This is a genomic window from Thermoflexibacter ruber (assembly GCF_900113045.1).
In the GTDB taxonomy this organism is placed as follows: Bacteria; Bacteroidota; Bacteroidia; order Cytophagales; family Thermoflexibacteraceae; genus Thermoflexibacter; species Thermoflexibacter ruber.
Map to the genome: position 1 here is coordinate 1 of NZ_FONY01000097.1, position 3,411 is coordinate 3,411.

The window sequence follows — 3,411 nt, forward strand, 5'->3', positions numbered from 1 at the left end:
TCTTTGTGGAAAGTAGATGACAAAACTACCCAAGATTTCATGCAAAGATTTTACAAGGAATGGTTAGTGAATGGAAAAAGCAAAAGAAACGCCTTCGTAGAAGCCCAGAGGCAAGTCAGAAAGGAAAAAGCATATCCTTACTATTGGGGAGCGTTTGTCATGGTTGGCGAGTAGTCCCGATTTTCCCAAATTGGGAAGACAAGTGATTTAGAAAATCAGTGCTACGAGAGAGCAGATATTTATTTAACCTTAATCAAAATAGGTACATACGTCAATTTAAAATTCTTAAAATTATTAAAAACTATTACTCATTGGATTATGGATTTAGGTTTAAAAGGCAAGGTAATCATAGTTACAGGGGGGTACAGTGGGATTGGAGAGGCAATAGTGAAGGAAGCGGCAAAAGAAGGGGCTATCCCTGTTATTGTAGGGCGTTCCGCAGAGCGAGGCAAAGTCTTAGAAACAGCTCTTAAACAAGAAGGCTTTGAGTGCTTTGCGGTAGCCGCAGAACTGAGCGAAGCCAAACATTGCCAACATGCTGTAGAGCAAGTCTTGGCAAAGTATGGACGTATCAATGCCTTAGTCAATAATGCAGGTTTTAATGACGGAGTAGGTTTGGAGAATGGTAGCCCAGAGAAGTTCATGGCTTCTATCCAAAACAATATTTTCCACTACTACACCATGGCTCACTATGCCCTGCCCGCTCTAAAGAAAGAGCAAGACAGTAGCATCATCAATATCAGTTCCAAGACAGGGGTAACAGGGCAGGGAGGCACCTCAGCCTACGTTGCCTCTAAGGCAGGACAGTTGGGACTTACCCGAGAATGGGCGGTAGAACTCCTGCCCTATAAGATTCGCGTCAATGCCATCGCTCCTGCGGAGGTAATGACCCCTTTATATGAAAAGTGGTTGAATACCTTTGAAAATCCGCAGGAAAAACTCCAAGAAATTACCCGACGCATTCCCTTAGGCAAGCGTATGACTACTTCTGAGGAAATCGCTTACATGACGCTTTTTCTGATTTCAGATAAATCTATGCACACCACAGGGCAGATTATCTATGTAGATGGTGGCTATACGCACTTAGATAGAGCAATTACATAAAAAAGCCTCACAAATTTTTATTTCTGTGAGGCTTAGAGAAGTTGTCTTTACTCTCCTTTTTTTAGTTTTGCTTTAAAAACTTTTTTGAATTTTTCTACTTTAGGGGCAATCACAAAGGAGCAGTAGCCTTGGTTGGGATTGTCGTTAAAGTAGTTTTGATGATAGTCCTCTGCAATATACAATTCTTGTGCAGGTGAAATCTCAGTAACTATGGGCTTATCAAATACCTTCTCTTCGGTCAGTGCTTGCTTGTACTTTTCTGCAAGTTGTTTCTGCTGGTCGTTGTGATAAAAAATGACAGAGCGGTACTGCGTCCCTACGTCTGCCCCTTGTCTGTTGAGGGTGGTGGGGTCATGTGTTTTCCAGAAAATTTCCAATAACTCATCGTAAGAAATTTTTTCAGGGTCATAAGTAATTTGACATACTTCGGCATGATTGGTTGTGCCTGTGCAAACTTCCTTGTAAGTAGGATTCTTTGTTTTGCCTCCCATATACCCTGAAACAACTTTGTGTACACCTTCTACACGCTGGAATATTGCCTCTACGCACCAAAAACAACCCGCTCCAAATGTTGCTATATCCATATTTTTATTTGTTAATGATTGATTATCAGAAGATTTTGCTTTTTTATCGCTCTTAGATTGGGTATTGCCTTCCTGCACACAGGCGAGAAGCGTTCCCAAAAGCAATATATAACATAATAAGTAACTTGCCTTGCTTTTCATTGTTTTAGATATAATAAATTAGAAAATAAACTCCATTTTGTGATATTGCCCTGATGGATATGGGCTTTATCATGTACGATTCAATAACAATTTTACAAACAAGTAAGTTTTCTAAATGTTTGTTAGCTGACATTTTATCATTGTTTAACCAAAGTAAGTAAACCATCGCACAAAAATAACTACCCCTTCCCCAAACCTTCAGTTGCACTGCGCCCCTCTTGGAGAAGCGAGTCAAGTCTTTGATTATCAAGAAGTCTTTCTCCTTATGGGGAAAGATTTAGATAGAGAGCAAAAAGAACATTTACAATTATTTTTGCATTTAATTTACTATCTCAGCCTAAATTTTCATGCTATCTTTTTGATTTTAAATTTTAAAAGTCTTAACTTTAAAATAAAATAAAATCTGCCCCCCAAAGAGTAGGATATTTTGTAGGATATTTTTAAAATTAAAAGATAAATTTATAAGTGCCGTGAAACAACTCAAAAGGCTCTTCTTGAGGGTAAAGATGTTTTTCTACAATAATACAATTATTGCTATTGCAGTAATTATATTTCTATTTGGTGCTCTAATCGCTTTTACCCTTCCTATTTTCCTGACAAGTATAGAATATTTAGGTATGACTGCTCCTAACGAAATAGGAGATGCGTTTGGTGGGGCGACCAATCCTGTCATCGGCTTGATAGGTGTAGGTGTAACATTCTTAGCCTTTTATATCCAATACAAAGCTACAGAAAAGCAGCGCGAAGACCTCAAAGAGCAACAACGCTATAATCAGTACAAATACCTCCAAGAAGCCATCAAAGACGTAAAAGACGACATCAAAGACCTTCGCTTTACCAAAGACCAAGTAACTTACACCTACTCAGAAGCAATATGGAACTTTATGATGGACAACTTGCAGCATGGCATGGCAGAGCAGCAGATTCTCAGCCCTTTGTATTATCAGTTGGAGTATATTTTGACGCTTTTTGAGCCTATCATTGCGGAAGTAGAAAACTCAGATTTGAGCAAAAAAGAGAAGTTCCAAATGCTGATGAATATTGACGGGCTTTTTGAATCTTCGCTGGCTTTTATCTTGCGCGTATATGATAGGTCGGTAGTTGAGGGCAAGGAAAAAATGTTTAGAGAATCCGTAAAGTACAAAATCATTATTCCTGCAAAAAAAATTAAGCAGGAACTCCGCGAAACCTTAGACCGCTACCGCGAGCCTGAAAAAGATATTTTCCACCGAGTGGTCATGCGTATCAAAGGAGCGGCGTTTGTTCGCCATACGCGCATGATTGGTAAAAAAGGAATTGTAATTTTCTATAAAGATTACGAAACCTATAAATTGGAAAACCCAGAAGGAAATATTACCCAAGAAAGATTTGATGCATTTTTTGCTGACCAAGACAATGCAGAAAAAATCATCATCAACGAGCCTATACGCCTGTTGATGAAGTTAGATTTTTTAGAGAAGGTGGCTTTTCAACTCTACCTTAAAGACTATACCTAACGTGAGTTATTGAGGTAATTGCTTAAAAGTCAATTTTTTATGATAAAAAATGTTCAATATTAATAAATATAGTATATTTGAAAATT

At 38.3% G+C, this 3,411-nt stretch carries 4 protein-coding genes; 3 read left to right on the forward strand and 1 reads right to left on the reverse strand.

The features are described from left to right. Positions 1 to 3: 3 nt before the first annotated feature. Complete coding sequence (locus tag BM141_RS23845) at positions 4 to 174, forward strand: CHAT domain-containing protein (RefSeq protein WP_394331700.1); 171 nt, start codon at positions 4 to 6, stop codon at positions 172 to 174. Between the two features lie 144 nt (positions 175 to 318). Next, positions 319 to 1,104 (forward strand): L-fucose dehydrogenase, encoded by a 786-nt coding sequence (locus BM141_RS22200; protein WP_091549623.1) that lies wholly within the window; start codon positions 319 to 321, stop codon positions 1,102 to 1,104. Positions 1,105 to 1,151: 47 nt separating this feature from the next. On the opposite strand, the gene msrA is transcribed toward BM141_RS22200, so the two are convergent. Beyond that, positions 1,152 to 1,829, reverse strand: coding sequence for a peptide-methionine (S)-S-oxide reductase MsrA (msrA, locus tag BM141_RS22205; protein WP_091549624.1), 678 nt, complete (start codon positions 1,827 to 1,829; stop codon positions 1,152 to 1,154). Between the two features lie 470 nt (positions 1,830 to 2,299). Here msrA and BM141_RS22210 point away from each other — a divergent pair, with 470 nt between their 5' ends. Further along, positions 2,300 to 3,325, forward strand: a complete 1,026-nt coding sequence (locus BM141_RS22210) for an MreC domain-containing protein (RefSeq protein ID WP_091549625.1) — start codon at positions 2,300 to 2,302, stop codon at positions 3,323 to 3,325. The last annotated feature ends 86 nt before the right edge of the window (positions 3,326 to 3,411 follow it).

Bases quoted from the DNA above. Each gene is read 5' to 3' on its own strand.
- msrA (WP_091549624.1), bottom strand. From the start codon at position 1,829: ATGAAAAGCAAGGCAAGTTACTTATTATGTTATATATTGCTTTTGGGA.
- BM141_RS22200 (WP_091549623.1), top strand. From the start codon at position 319: ATGGATTTAGGTTTAAAAGGCAAGGTAATCATAGTTACAGGGGGGTAC.